Raw genomic sequence first — 14,273 nt, 5'->3', positions numbered from 1 at the left:
CGCTCCAGGCTAAGGTGAAGGGAGAGAGGGTGAAGGCGGAGTGGACGCAGGAACGACGGGTTGTGGAGATGCTGCGGCTGGAGATGGTGCAGCCCCCGCCGACGCGGGCGGGCCCTCGAGGCCGACGAGCGCAACTTTGAGGTAGCCGGCGGCTCTCAGCGTATCCATCAGCCGGATCAGCTCGCCGTACGGCACCGTCTTGTCGGCACGCAGGAACAAGCGCTTGCCCCGATCGCTTTGCGTCTGCGCGTCGAGCGCGGAGCCGAGAGAAGTCCACAGCACCATGTCGTTGCCGACGGCGAGCGACAAGTCGCTCTTCAAGGTGACGAACAGCGGCTTATCGGGCTTCTTCGCCGGCGCCGCCTGCGACACGGGAAGCTCGACCGGCACATCGACCGTCGACAGCGGCGCGACCACCATGAAGATGATAAGCAGCACCAGCATCACGTCGATGAACGGCGTGACGTTGATCTCGTGGTTCTCAGTTGCCTCTTCGCTGTCCGAAAGCTTGCCGGCCATGACGCTTACTCCGCAGCTCTCAGCTCAGGGCGCACGCCGCGATCGAAGTCGCGCGAGGCAAGGCCCAGCACCAGCACCGAGGCATCGCCGACCAGCGCCTTGTAGCCGCCGATCGAGCGCGAGAAGTGATTGTAGATGATCACCGCGGGGATCGCCGCGACGAGACCGAACGCCGTCGCCAGCAGCGCCTCGGCGATGCCGGGAGCGACGATGGCGAGGTTTGTCGTCTGCGCCTCCGAGATGCCGATGAACGAGTTCATGATGCCCCACACGGTACCGAACAGGCCGATGAACGGCGACGTCGAGCCGATGGTGGCGAGAATGCCGGTGCCGCGGTTGATGTCGCGGCCGGCAGCGAGATCGACGCGGTCGAGGCGCGCAGAAATGCGCTCCTTGATGGCGTGCCGATCGGCGATGTCCCAGGAGGCACGCGTCTCGGCGAGTGCTGCCTGCAGCATCGCCGGCACGGCGCCGCGGGTGGATGAGATGAGGTTCACCGCCTCGAGCAGCGAGTTGGCGGCGGCGAGCTTCTTCAGCTGATGGCGCAGCCGCCGCTTGGCGACGGAGAGCTCGATGGTCTTGGCCAGCCACACCGTCCAGCAGACGAGTGACGCCGACAGAAGGCCGAGCATCACCCCTTTGACGACGATGTCCGCCTGCAGGAACATCCCCCACGGGGAGAGGTCGTGCGGCTTGTTCGGGTTGTGCGCGGGCGCCGCCGTCGCAACCGGCGTCGCCGTCGCGACAGGGACCTGCTGCTCGGGCGTTGCTGCCGCTGGCCCGGCGACACCATGGAAAGCCGGTGCGGCTGGTGCGGGCGATGCAGCCGGCGCTTGCGCGCCTGCACTTGATGGTGACGCTTCCAAAGATGGCGCCGGTGCTGCGAGGTCCGAAGGCGGTGTCGCGACCGGAACGGTTGCTGCCGGGCCAGCTTGCGTAACCGCAGCGGCCGGCGCCGCCGCTTCCTGCGCGTGCGCAACGAAGCAGCCGGCCAGCGATAGCGCTGCAACCAACAGCAATCGAGGATGGCAGATAAGGCGAGGTTGGCTCATGGCATCCTTCATGTCTTTACGCTTGCGCACCTACGAATAATCATCACGCCGCCGACGCCGATGCTTGCGGAGCGACGTGCTCCGCACCCAGCGACGGCTTACCGACGACTGTGACGATAAGGTTCTCCGGCCGCAGCAACTGCGCCGCGACACGCTTAACGTCGGCGAGCGTGACTGCCGCGACCATCGCGTTGCGGTTCGCCACGTACTCAGGCCCGAAGCCATCGAGGCGCAGGCTCAAGAGCTGGTCGGCGATCTTGGCGCTGGCATCGAAGGCGAGAGGATAGGAGCCGATGATCGCGCTCTTCGCCTTGGCGACCTCGTCCTCTCCGATATCGCCCGCGGCCATCTTCGCGAACTCGGCGCCGATCACCTCTAACGAGGTGCCGATCAGGTGATTGCGCGTCGCCACCGAACCTTTGAGGATCGAGGCGCAGCGCAGCGGCATGATCGCGGTAGAAACCCCGTAGGTGAGGCCCCGCTTGACGCGCACTTCCTCCATCAAACGGGACGAGAAAGAGCCCCCGCCGCCGATGAAGTTCAGCACCACCGACGCCATGTAGTCGGGGTCCTTGCGCGCCAGCGCGGTCATGCCGAATACGGCGACCGACTGCGGCACGTCCATCTCGATGATCGAGCGGCGCCCTGCCGGCAGCACGCCGACAGCACCCAGCGTCGGGAGCTGTGTATCGTCCGGCAAACCACCGAAGATCTCATCGAGCAGTTGCCCGAGCTCCTGTGGTGTGATGTCGCCGACTGCCGTGACCTTGAGCGTTCGCTTGGCGAGTACGCGGCGACGGTAGAACTCCATGTCGTCGGCCATGATGGCGTCGACGCTTTGCAGCGTACCCCCGGCCGGCCGGGCATAGGGATGTCCCGCGAAGGCCACCGCCTCCCATTCGGCCGCTGCCACCTTATCGGGTTCACGCGCCGCACGAGCAATGCCGACCTTGAGGCGTTGACGCGTCCGTTCGACGGACTCCGCGTCGAAACGCGGCTCCATGAGCGCCAGCCGCAGCAGCGCTGCCGCCTCGGCGCGGCTCTCGGTCAGCACTTCGATATTGCCGAAGAGCGCATCCTTGCCCGCGCGGAAACCAATGCGCAGGGCGATGTCCTTCACCCGCTCCTGGAAGGCGGTGGACGTGAGATCACCCGCACCCTCGACGAGCATCTGCGTCAGGAAATTGGCGGTGCCTTCCTTGCCGACCGGGTCCTGCGCGCTGCCGCCGTCGAAGGCGAAGCGCAGCGCCAGGATCGGCACGGCGTGCTCCTCGACCAGCCAGGCTTCGATCCCCCCGGGGCTCTTTATCGTTTCTATCTTCATGGTGCCGGAACCTGCCTGGGCTGAGCGCTGCGCCCGTTTGTGATCTCCGGCAGCAGATGGCCGGTCACCGAGCGCCGCATGTCGAGATACGTGTTGGCGGCGGCCTTGACGTCGTCCGTCGTCACCTGGCTGATTGCCGCTGGCCATCCTTCGATCTCGTCGATGGTGCGGCCTACCGACTGCGCTCGGCCGTAACGCTCCGCGAGCCTTTCCTGCTCATCGCTTTCGAAAGTGTATGCCGCCCTGAGCGAGCGTTTGGCGCGATTGAGCTCAAGCTCGCTCACGCCATTTTCGCGCACCTCGTCGAGCACCGCGTCGACCGCTGCCTCGAGGCTACCGAGATCCCGGTGCGGCAGTGCCACTGCCTGCATGTGGATGATGCCGGAATCGAAGCCGCCTCCGTAGTAGCCGGCCCCTGCCGACGCCGCCAATTTGTCTTCTAGAACCAAGCGGCGATAGAGACGGCCCGTCGAGCCGTCGCCGATGATCGTCATCAGGACGCTCAACGCCTCGGCCGTTCCCGGCTCGGCGGTGGCATAGCTCGGCGTCAGATAAGTGCGCTGCAGGGTTGCGTTCGCGACGCGCTTGTCCTGCAGCGTGATGCGGCGCGCCACCTCGTGCGGCGGCTCCTTCGCGCGATCCCGGCTCGCAACTGCCGGATTGGCCGGTATCTTGCCGTACCTCGCCACCGCAAGATCGCGAACCTCATCCGGCGTCACGTCGCCCGCAACGACAAGGATGGCGTTGTTGGGCGCGTAGTAGCGCTTGTAGAAGGCGAGCGCGTCCTCGCGCGACAGCTGTGCAATATCGTGCGCCCAGCCGATCACCGGCAGCCGGTAGGGATGCGCGATGTAAAGCGCCGCGCTCATCTGCTCGCTGAGCCGCGCGTTGGGGCTGTTGTCGTAGCGCGAGGCGCGTTCCTCGATGATCACGTTGCGCTCGGTTGCGACTTCCTCATCGGTGAGCCGGAGATTGACCATGCGGTCCGCCTCCATCGCCATCATCTCGCCGAGGTGCTCCCTGGCGATGCGCTCGTGGTAGACGGTGACGTCCTGGCTGGTGAAGGCGTTGAGCTGTCCTCCCAGTTCCATGACGATCTTCGGGAAGGCACCGTCGGCGATTTTCTCCGTCGACTTGAACATCAGGTGTTCGAGGAAGTGCGCCAGACCCGAGCGGTGGCTCGGTCCGTCCGCCGCGCCGACGCGGTACCACACCATGTGCGTCACGACCGGCGCGCGGTGATCAGGGATGACGACCGCTTCCATCCCGTTCGCGAGCTTGAACTGCACAGCGCGGCGTTCGGGAGTAACTCCCTGGGGTGTAGGAGCGAGCATCTCAGACCACCTTTTCAAGCTGCGCGTCCTGCGCGGCGACCGCTTCGGGAAGCAGCCAACCGGTCACCGAGCGGCGCCTATCGAGATAGACGTTGGCGACGCGCTTAATATCCTCGGCCGTCACCTTGGCGAGCGCGGCCGGCCAGCCCTCGAGTTCCTCGAGCGAGCGGCCGATGGCCACGGCAGTGCCGTAGCGCTCCGCAAGCACCTCATTATTGTCGACGCGATAGATGTCTTTGGCGGGCGTCAGCGCCTGCTTGGCGCGCTGCAGCTCAGCCTCGCTTACGCCATTGGCGCGGATATCGTCCAACACCGCATCGACTGCGTCCTCTACCGCCTGGAGGTCCCCGGTGATTTCGCCAAGGACTGCGATGTAGAGCCCGCCGGAATCGGTCGCCGAGCCGGAGTAATCACAGCGGATCCTAGGCGCCAACTTGCCTTCGGCAAGCTGCCTATGGGACCGGCCGGTCTTGGAATCCCTGAGGATCTGTGCCAGCAGCTCCAATGCCTGCGCCTCGCCGGGCTTTGCCGTGACGTAGCTAGCCACACTGTAGGTGCGCCAAAACTCAGGATTGCGGACCCGCTCATCCTTCACCGTGATACGGGGCACACCGACGTCGAGCGGCAACGGCGGTCGCGAACGCTCACCGACTTCGGGACCCGCCGGAACCTGGCCGTACGTCTCTTCGGCCAGTCGCGCCACCCCCTCCGGCGTGACATCGCCGGCGATGACCAGAACGGCGTTGTTGGGCGCGTAGTAGCGCTGGTAGAACAGCATCGCGTCCGCGCCCGACAGATTGGCGAGGTCGTTCGCCCGGCCGTACAGCGGGTTGCCGTACGGGTGCGCGCCGTAGAGCGCGACTTTCATCTCATTACTGAGGAGCACCGACGGACCGCTGCGGGTGTAGCCCTCGATAACGACTTGTCGCTCTGCTGCAACCTCGTCGTCGGTGGGCCGCAGCTGGGTCATGCGGCGTGCTTCCATCTGCATCAGCGACTTGAGCTGATCCTTGGCGATACGACGATGGTAGGCGGTGACGTCATGGGTGGAGGCGATCTTCGCGAATTCGCCAACGGCGCTTTCCTCGCAAGACTTGAGCATCAAGTGCTCGAGTAGGGTCGCGACACCGGAGAACCCCGGCGGCGCGTCTGCGTTGCCAACCCTGTAGAAGATCATATGGGTGACGACAGGCGCGCGGTGATCGGGAATGACGACGACGTCCATGCCGTTCGCGAGCTTGAACCTGGTGGCGCGGGGCTCCGCAGCCCCGGTCGCCGACACGACGGCGAGCAAGGCATCAATCTGCGCTTCGAGCTTCGACTTCACCGGCAGGCTACCCATGTGCTTCCCCACCGGCTTGCCGTCCCTGAACAATATGAGCGTCGGCATCCCGCGGATCGCGTACTTTTCCTTGACGGCGGGGTTCTGGTCGACGTTGAGCTTCACCACCTTGAGCTGGGCCCTCCTCTCCGCGGCCACCTGGTCAAGCGCCGGCGCCATGGCTTTGCAAGGACCGCACCACTCGGCAAAGAAATCGACGAGCACCGGTTCGGTTGATTGCAGAACTTCGCTCTCGAACGTTGCGTCGGAAACTGCACTTGCGGTCATCTGCTTTGCCTTCGATGGTGAAGAGCTGAAACTGAAATCTAGACGGCGGACCGCTGCGATGGCGGCGTGTCCGACGTGTGTGCAAGGTAGCGTTCGATTGACATGACCTCGCCGGTGCCGTCGGTCCGCAGGTCGAGGACAAAGTCGTGATAGCCGTACAACGAAGCGCGGTGACCGACGCTGATAAGGGTTATGCGACGCGACAGGAGCTGCGCGTAGAGCCGGCGTTCCGTCTTGACGTCGACGGCGCTTGTCGCCTCGTCGAGGAAGACGAATTCGGCACCGCTCAAGTAAGCGCGCGCAAAGCCGATGCGCTGCTGCTCGCCAAGGGAAAGGATGCGCCCCCAGTCGGCTTCCGCGGAGAGATCCGGATGCCGTTGCACCAATTCTTCCAGGCATGCCTCGCGAAGAGCGTGGACGACATCCTCATCGCTTGGCGCAACCTGCGCATTACACGGATAGAGCAGCTGCTGCCGTAGAGACCCAAGCACCATGTAAGGGCGTTGCGGGAGGTAGACCGTCTTGTCCTCGGGCGGCGAATGAACCGTCCCGTGCCCAACGTTCCATAGGCCCGCTATAGCGCGCAGCACCGAACTCTTGCCTGTGCCGGTCGGGCCGCTGATCAACAGGCTGGTACCCTTGCGGACCTCCACGCTCAAGTTGGAGAAGAGGGTTCTCTCGCCGCCCGGTGTGCTCAAGCTGAAGCTGTCGAAGCCGATCACGTCGTCCCGCACCTTGCGGCTGAGATGACCGATATGCTGGGCCTGGCTGTAGGTGCCGATGGTGGCATACTTCTCGCGGATCTCCGCCACGCGCACCACATGCGGGACGGCCTTGATCATCATGGGGATGAATTCAATGAAGCTGCTGACCGATACATTGATCATCATCGCCGCACTGGTTGCGGCAGCGATGACACCAAATTCGATCTGCCCAGAAAAATACAGCGGCACGACCAGAAGTGCAGGCAACAGGCGCCACACCAGACCGACCGAGCTTGTCGCCACGGATACGACCGCCTGGTAGCGAAGTAATGCCCACTGCGTAGCGATGGCGCGCGCAAGCCTTTGGGTCAGATGTACACGCTCGCCGTTCTCACCGCGATAGAAGGCGATGGTCTCGGCATTGGTGCGCACGCTGAGCAGCCCGAAGCGCAGGTCGGCCTCGGCGACGGTCGAATCCCAGTTCTGCTTGATGGTCGGCTTGTTGATGAAGTACGTGAGGACGGCATTGACGGTGCAATAAGCGAGAGTGGCAATAAGCAGCGGCATCGCAATGGTCGCCAGAATCGCCACCTGAACAGTGACGTTCATCGAGGTATTCAAGATATTGCTCGGAATGCCCGTGAACGCGTCGATGACGGGCTTTACCTCCTCCTGGATGCGCTGATCGGGATTGTCGATGTCGCCGTCGAGCGTAATCGCATAGTAGGTGCGATGCCCCAGATATTCGTCCATTAGGCGCGCCGTCATCCAACGCCGCCAGTCAGTCTTGAGATAGCCTTCTACGAAAGTGGCGAGAATCGTTGCGGCGAGAACAGCACCACCCAGCCCAATATACTTAAGCGTCAAGCCCCAATAGCCCGCCGCATCCTTTGCGACGACCGCGTTGTTGATCTCTTTATAGAGCAGCGTCGTCATCCCGCCGGCTGCCGTCGCGGCGAGGCCGAGGCCAATCAACAGGGCCAGGAGCACGTAGGATCTGCTGCCGCCTTTGCGCGTCCAATAAGGACGGCAGAAATCCCAGATCCGACGGAAAAACAGGCGGTCGAGTCTGCGCGATCTGGGATCGCTTTTCACGCCCGACGCCAGGGAACCGTGACCTGCCGGATGCTGCGGATCATCGGATGTCATACGATCCCCCACATTAGTCGTCCTCGCACCGGAATATCCTGACCTGTTCCGTCTCTCGTATGACTTTGGCGAGCCCGCTCAGGAAGCACCTGGGACGGGCTCGCCATTTGGCACGGGGAGCCAAATCAATCAGGACGCCACGAACAATTATCGCGCCCCGGATTCAGACATCAGAACCTCAGCGCCGAGCCGAGCCAATAACTCCGGCCAAGCACCCATGGAGCGTCTTGCGCCGTTACCGTCTGCTGGGTGCTGTTGGTGATATTGTTGATGCTGAACTGAATCGCCGCCTGATCGGTGATATTGATCTGGCCATTCACATCGAGCTTGAGCGACGCCGAATACTTTCTGTCCTCGTAGATATAGCAACCATTGTCACATACCGCGGAGACCTCGTGCCCATCGACGATGTCGCCGGTGGAGACGACCTCGTTTGTGTCGTAGACACCTTGGAAGCCGAGATTGACACCGGCACTGAAGTTCAACTCCAGGAGATCGTTGAACCAGACAGTGGAGAGCGTGGCGCCAAACCGGACGGGAATGTCCAGATTGCCGGTGACCGAAGTAAACTGCTCGGAGCGATATTCGTGTCCGTTATAAAACATCCCGTCTTCCTGGTAACCATCCCCGTTAGCATCCGACGAAAGGAGATAATTGTCCTGGGATGTGCGCTGCTTGGACCAGGTTACATTGCCCGTAATCGCAGCAGCATTGAGATTGTAGGAATTGCGCAGCCCGCTCCACTGTTTCGTGTACTCCGCCGACGCCGATTGATAAAAACTTTCGCCGTCGTTGGTCGCTATATAACCAGTGCAGCTAGAATCGCATTCGGTAGTTCCAAACTGGTCGCGGCCATAGCGCTCGAGATACCTGAAGCGCCACTGTCCGTGAAATAGAGGATCGGCTACGCCTACAGAACCAGTGAACTCGTCCGTATAGGGCGTATTCAAGCCGGTTACCCTGTAGGTTTCACCACCATAAGTCTCGGTCGGCGTTGTTGGGAATGCACCCGGCGTTGTTCCGGAATTCGCTTCGCGTACGAACCGCTCAGCACTCGGCATCTGATCCCGGACGGCGTAGTACAAGGTCTCGCCGATATAATAGCGGTTATAGCCAGCCGTGAAGCTAAGCCCCTCGAGCGGGGTAAGGGTGCCCACCAGTCGGGGCGCGAAATTATTATTCTTCAGGTAGTCATCATAGTCGTGGCGAACACCCGCGCGGACGTTGAACCAATTCCAGGTTTGGTCGAGTTCCACGAATGTATGCGCTGCGTTGACAGTGGCGGAGATGTCTCGCGCCGCGTAAACGGTATAGCTACTAATGTACTGGCTCGGATCGCACAGATACTCCGGCTCTCCTTCAGCGCAAGTGAACGGACCAGTGCTGACCGACGCAGTCTTGACCGACGTGGCGTTCGTGAAATCGCCAAGTTGTGCGTTGCGCCCGTTGTATTGCTTAATCTCGGTTCCCACCTTGAAGGTTCCAAGCAGAACATCCCCCGATAAAGCTAGTTGGGCCCCATAATCGGTTTGGCTCTGAAGCGAGTTACCGAATCCTCCGTAATAGCAACCGAATACCGTTTGGGTGCCTGTATACGTCGCGGGGTCAACGCCGGGGCACCCATCAATAGGATCGCTGCTATGAAACGTCTCCTGCCATGTACCTGTATCAGGGTCGAATGCCCCTTGTTGCACACGTTTCAACCGCCGCGCGTTGCCCGATGAATTATTCTCGGTAACGCTGGTGTTGTAAAATGCGCGGCTTTTCAGATTGAGATTCCCAAGGCCAATAGTGTCGATTTTCACCCCGGCAATGCTTGTTTCGTGCTCAAGCTTGGTAGACTGCGACTTTGTATTTACGTCGATGTAGATATCACTGGCCTGTGCCCATTCCCAGTGCTGAAAGTACTCGGTGCGCGATGTGTCCAATGTAAACTTGCCGATATCCGTTCGCGCCGTCGCCGCAAAACGAAAGAATATATTGTCGGAATATTCTTCCGCGTCGACATTACCGTACTGAATGTATTTCGGCATGCTGGACTCAGCTTGCTTGCGGCTCGCCTGCGCAATGAATGCAAAGTCGCTGGTAATTGGAGCGCCCACCGAAACCGCAAGGGTAGACTTCTCGTAGGAAGGAGCGGCCCGGTGGTTAGGATTGGTGCCATCCGGAGTCGCCAGGATATAGTTGGCGAAATCGCTGGTATCACGGCTGGCGGAGACCGAAGCGTGATAGCGGTCGGTCGGTGGGGCCAAAAGATCATAAACGACCACGCCGCCTTGGAACTGGCCGTATTCCGCAGAGGCATTGCTATCGACGACCGTAGCCGTGCCGATGAACTCCGCTGGCACATAGATGTTTTGCGGGCTCATGCCAAAGACGGCAGTGCTTCCGGGGGTCGGGCCATACTCATCCAGATTGCCAGCATCGCTATTTTGGGGGCCGGTAATGTTGGTGATTGATACCCCGTTGAGGATGAAGTTGTTCTCATACGTGCGGCCGCCGCTGATCGACAGCAGTGCCGGTTTCGTATCGACGGTTTTGGTTGAAGTCGCGCCAGGATTATAGTCGTTACTGTTCTGGTACTGAACGTTCGGCAGGTTGCGCATGAACGTGTTGGCGTCACCGCCGCCGTCGGTCCGCATCTGCACGTTGTTGGCGTCGAAGGTCGTGGTGCCCGTGTCGCTCGTCGCCGCCGTCCCCAACGTGACGCCGGGAGGCGGCGCTTCCGATTGTACCGGCGCGCTGTCCGACGCGGTCGTTACGGCGGCTTTGTCCTTGGCCTTTGCCTTCGCCGGTTTCTTCGTTTCTCCGTCAACCACCAGCTCCGGCAAGGTCGAGGTCCCCGGCTCGGAAGCCGCATTTGGTGGTGACGACGTCGGCTCGGCAGGCGTCACGGCTTCCGTTCCCGTTTCCGGAGTGGGCGACTGACTTGAATTCTCAGGAGATTGTTCCGTCGGCGCCTGCTGCGCGGCAGCGTCCGCCACCCCAAGCGCCAGGACGCACGCCACCACACGCGCCCCCCGGCGCGCGTACGCATACCCACTCATTACTGTCCCCCAACTCAAACGCTACGCAGACGCCGCGACGCGGCTTCTGACTGGGACTTTAAGGAGCGGACAGCTTCGCCCTAAACGATGGAAACGTCATAAGGCGTTCATGAACAAGGTGAGTAAGCTTAGTGAATGGCGCCGGCAGAAACGTTTCTGATCGATCCATGGCCATTGCTGCATAAATTTTAGGCAACATCTCCGCTTTGGACCCCCAAAGAGCCGTGGTGCGCCAAGTCGTCGCACCTAGCCGATTAGGCGTTTCGCGGCGGCTGCAAAGTTGGGGTGCCAGCGATGGATATGATGAGGTTATCAGGGTCGAGCAGATGTTTTGCCACGCGCTTCAGATCGCCGAGGCTGACTGCTGCGATCGCGGCCTTACGGGTTTCGAAAAAGCCGGGGCCGAACCCAACAATTGAATGATCAAGCAGCTGCGCGGCAATCTTACTATGAGAGCCGAACGTCAGAGGATAGGATACAGTGAGGTAGCTCTTGGCATCGTCCAGCTCCTCCTGGCTGAGGCGACCATCCGACATCTTCTGCATTTCATCGCGAACGATTTGCAGCGATTGACTCACCGTATCGTTGCGCGTCGCCATCCTGCCTCGGAAGACCGCGGCATGCTGGCGACGCTCCAGCCAAGTGCTGGCAAAATGCACGAGGCCACGCTTGACGCGCAGCTCCCTGATGAGCCTGGATGAGAAGCCGTCACCACCAAAAATGTGGCTCAGCACGAGTGCCGGAATGTAGTCCGGGCTATCGTACGACACCGCTCCCATGCCGAACGTCACGACCGACTGCGGCACATCCATTTCCGCGACGCGTAGCCGGCCGCCCGTCACCGGACTGACTTTCGAGACCTCCACGAGATCCGCATTGGCAGGCAGGTCGCCGAACAACCGATCCAGGAACACTCCGAGCTCATCGACAGTGATGTCACCCACAGCGACGACCTTTAGTCTATCCTTGGCAAAGACGCGCCTGCAGTAGCTCCGCAGGTCCTCGGGAGTGATCCGGCTGACCGACGCCTCGTTGCCATAGATCTCCCGTCCGTAGGGATGGCCTGCGAAGGCCACGGCGTTCCATTGTGCGTTCGCGACGAGATGCGGTGCACGAGCCTCGCCCCCATGGAAGCCGAGCAGCCGCCTGCGCGCGCGCTCAACGGTTTCCACATCGAAACGCGGCCTCGTCAGAGCAAGGCTGACAAGCTCTGCGGCCTCGCTGCGCGTCTCACTGAGCGCCTCGATGCTTCCGGTGACGGCATCAACACCCGGCACGAACTCGACACGTATGGCGAGGTCCTCGACCCGCTGCTGAAACTCAACCGCCGTCAAGTCCCCGGCCCCCTGCTCAAGCATGAGGGCGACAAAATTCGTGAGCCCTTCCTTTCCAATGGGGTCCTGGGCAGCTCCGCCCTTGAACGCATAGTGCAGCACGAACATCGGCGCGGCGTAGTCTTCGACGAGCCACGCCTCGATGCCGCCGGGGCTCGTTATGGTCTGAACGTCCATTGTCTTAGGCCAACACCAGATCGCGACTCAAAGCAGCCGGGCTTGACATCAAAGATGCCTTCGCACAGCTGCCGATGCTTGAATTGGACGAGCGTTCCTGCCTTTTCGCCTGCAAGACAACCAGCCCGTCACTGAGCGTCGCGCGATGAGGTATTTCTTGGCAACCTTCGCGACGTCGGCAGCGGAAACCCTCGAAATGGCGGCTGGCCGTTCCTCGATGTCCTTAATGGTCAGACCGAGCGCTGCCGCCCACCCGTAGCGTTGCGATAGATTGAATTGGTCAGCGCTGCCGTAGATGTAACCGGCCACCAAACTTCTTTTGGCGCACACGAGCTCTTCCTGTGTGACTCCGTTCTTGCGGATGTCCTCGATTTCGTCGTCGACCCCAGCCTCGATCGCGCTCAAGTCACCGTCAGTTGCCAACGCCATTAGCTCAAGCTCGCCGGCCTCGAGCGTGTTGCCGAGGTAGTTACCCGTAACTGAGGTTGAAATCTTGTCCCCGATGACAAGCCTGCGATAGAGCCGGGATGTGATGCCGCGGGCAAGAATTTTGGCAAGCACCTCCAGCGCCTCCGTTTCGCCGCGCGCTGCCGTTGCGGAGCCTGGTAGAGAATAGGTTCGGTAAAATCGCGCCGTTGTTGAATGCGGAGCCTCGAGTGCCACGCGGCGGGCGGCAATCTGCGAGGGTTCTTTTAGCCGAGGACGTTGCGCAACGTTGGGATTTGCCGGGATCCTGCCAAAAGTCTCGTGCGCAAGCTGTTTCACTTCTTCGGGCGTCACGTCGCCCGAAACCACAAGAATGGCCTTGTTAGGCGCGTAGTGAAGCTTATGAAAGCGCTGCACGTCCTCGCGCGAAAGCCGGGCGAGCTCGCTAGGCAAACCGATGACCGGCCGACCGTAAGGATGGGCTCGATAGAGCGCCGCATTCATCTCGTGGACAAGACGAGCACCGGGATCATTGGCCATCTCAGAGCGGCGCTGCTCCAATATCACTTCACGCTCGCTCGCCACCTCGTCATCGGTGACGTGTAGGTTGATCATGCGATCAACTTCCGACTCCATAGCCATCTTCAGCTGATCTCCGGGAACAGACTGCCAAAACACAGTCGCATCCCGGTAGATGAACGCGTCTGCCTGTCCACCGAGCCGCAAGATGGTCTTTGAGAAGTCACCATCGGTGATCCTGTCCAGTGACGTGAACGTCAGGTGCTCGACTAAGCGGGAGATTCCCGAGAAATCCTTCGGATCGTCGGCAGCGCCTACTCTGAACCAGACCATGTGTGTGACGACCGGAGCGCGATGGTCGGGAATCACCACAACCTCCATGCCGTTCGCCATCTTGAATTGGGTGGCGGATCGGACGGTGGAGATTCTCCGCGTTGCCAACGCGAGAATGAGCGCGCCGGCGACCCATTCCCTGAGTTCTGCCTTCGACGACAGACCTCCGAGCCTGCGCGATACGGGCTTGCCGAACTTGAATAGAATATGCGTCGGCAGCCCGCGCACCCCATACTCATCTTTCAACGTAGGGTGCTGGCCCACGTCGACTCTCACGACTTTGATCGTGCCCGCCATTTCGTTGGAGAGGTCGTCCAACGCCGCGTGGGACGGGGCATGCTCAGCAGAGAATTCTACCAGGACGGGTATCGCGGCTCCCAGCACCTCCCGTCCGAACGTCTTTTCGGATACGGCAGCTAGCGGCATTGACTCTCCTCTTAGGCCTACCCCGGCCCGTCTCGCCATGCAGAGTACGCACATTGTAAGCACAAATACGGCGCTACCCACGCCTAGGGCAGTGCGCTCGGTCGGGACTGACGCAGCGACGGGGAGAATTTCTCGCGAGCGTTAACGATCGGCGGGCGCCCGTTGAGGTCGGTCACTTCTTCTTGCAAGCCGAGCCTCACTGACATTCCTGTCTGCCTCACCGCCTCATCGGCACGGTCGAGTTCGAGGAGATACTTGTCTATCGCCGTATCGATCTCTCCAAGGCGCCGCTTGAGCTTTTCGCGCGTGAAGCTCTTCGT

9 protein-coding genes are annotated in these 14,273 nt (G+C 61.3%); all 9 read right to left on the bottom strand.

Annotation, left to right across the window (positions count from 1 at the left end; all coding sequences use genetic code 11):
• Positions 1-9 precede the first annotated feature (9 nt).
• Complete coding sequence (gene exbD, locus ACP15D_RS16505) at positions 10-519, bottom strand: TonB system transport protein ExbD (protein ID WP_424958520.1); 510 nt, start codon at positions 517-519, stop codon at positions 10-12.
• Between the two features lie 5 nt (positions 520-524).
• Positions 525-1,571, bottom strand: coding sequence for a tonB-system energizer ExbB (exbB, locus tag ACP15D_RS16500; protein WP_424958519.1), 1,047 nt, complete (start codon positions 1,569-1,571; stop codon positions 525-527).
• A gap of 43 nt (positions 1,572-1,614) precedes the next feature.
• Positions 1,615-2,895: a M16 family metallopeptidase gene (locus ACP15D_RS16495; protein WP_424958518.1), complete on the bottom strand. Its 1,281-nt coding sequence runs from the start codon at positions 2,893-2,895 to the stop codon at positions 1,615-1,617.
• On the bottom strand, positions 2,892-4,229 hold the full coding sequence (locus tag ACP15D_RS16490) for a M16 family metallopeptidase (RefSeq protein ID WP_424958517.1): 1,338 nt from the start codon (positions 4,227-4,229) through the stop codon (positions 2,892-2,894). Before ACP15D_RS16490 ends, ACP15D_RS16495 begins: the two co-directional genes overlap by 4 nt.
• 1 nt (position 4,230) lies before the next feature.
• Positions 4,231-5,838 (bottom strand): thioredoxin, encoded by a 1,608-nt coding sequence (gene trxA / locus ACP15D_RS16485; RefSeq protein ID WP_424958516.1) that lies wholly within the window; start codon positions 5,836-5,838, stop codon positions 4,231-4,233.
• A gap of 38 nt (positions 5,839-5,876) precedes the next feature.
• Positions 5,877-7,691: an ABC transporter ATP-binding protein/permease gene (locus tag ACP15D_RS16480; RefSeq protein WP_424958515.1), complete on the bottom strand. Its 1,815-nt coding sequence runs from the start codon at positions 7,689-7,691 to the stop codon at positions 5,877-5,879.
• A 170-nt stretch (positions 7,692-7,861) separates the two neighbouring features.
• Complete coding sequence (locus ACP15D_RS16475; RefSeq protein WP_424958514.1) at positions 7,862-10,738, bottom strand: hypothetical protein; 2,877 nt, start codon at positions 10,736-10,738, stop codon at positions 7,862-7,864.
• Between the two features lie 254 nt (positions 10,739-10,992).
• A complete protein-coding gene (locus ACP15D_RS16470) occupies positions 10,993-12,180 on the bottom strand; it encodes a M16 family metallopeptidase (protein ID WP_424958513.1) in 1,188 nt (395 codons plus the stop codon).
• Positions 12,181-12,297: 117 nt separating this feature from the next.
• Entirely contained in the window at positions 12,298-13,953 is a 1,656-nt protein-coding gene (locus ACP15D_RS16465; RefSeq protein WP_424958512.1) for an insulinase family protein, read from the bottom strand.
• Positions 13,954-14,273: the final 320 nt, after the last annotated feature.

Source organism: Hyphomicrobium sp. 1Nfss2.1 (genome assembly GCF_965243865.1).
In the GTDB taxonomy this organism is placed as follows: domain Bacteria; phylum Pseudomonadota; class Alphaproteobacteria; order Rhizobiales; family Hyphomicrobiaceae; genus Hyphomicrobium_A.
Note: the sequence above shows the minus strand (reverse complement) of the source record. Positions and strands in the feature narration are given on the sequence as shown.